This window comes from Candidatus Enterococcus avicola, from assembly GCF_047470845.1.
Classification (GTDB): Bacteria; Bacillota; Bacilli; order Lactobacillales; family Enterococcaceae; genus Enterococcus_D; species Enterococcus_D casseliflavus.
Genome location: NZ_JBLGTY010000059.1, coordinates 1 through 491, shown reverse-complemented (window position 1 = coordinate 491; position 491 = coordinate 1). Strand labels below are relative to the sequence as shown.

Here is a 491-nt window from a genome sequence, read left to right as displayed (position 1 = left end):
TGTAATAGAGGGGGCTTTATCTGTGACTACAACCTTCGGTTCATCAAACTGCTTCACTAACCGCTTAAGAAAAGCATAGGCTGCTTGTGTGTCCCGTTTTTTACGTAACCAAATATCCAAGGTTAAACCATCTGCATCGATGGCTCGATACAAATAATGCCATTTTCCTTTAATTTTGATGTACGTTTCATCCATTTTCCATGAATAAAAGGATTTTTTATTTTTCTTTTTCCAAATTTGATAGAGTAGTTTGCCATATTCTTGCACCCAACGATAAATCGTCGTATGAGAAACGTTAATGCCACGATCATATAAGATTTCTTGAACTTCACGATAGCTAAGGTTATAACGAAGATAGTAGCCCACGGCTACAATAATCACATCCTGCTGAAATTGCTTTCCTTTAAAATGATTCATCGTCATTCCTCCTGCTATCTTTTTCTATTATTCTACCTTATTTGATAGTAGATTTAAAACTTTGCAACAGAACC

The 491-nt window shown here is 35.6% G+C and carries 1 pseudogene; it reads right to left on the bottom strand.

Annotated features, from left to right (window positions below):
* Positions 1-417 (bottom strand): annotated as a pseudogene (locus ACI3E5_RS17565) (IS6-like element IS1216 family transposase); the annotation flags it as partial.
* Positions 418-491: the final 74 nt, after the last annotated feature.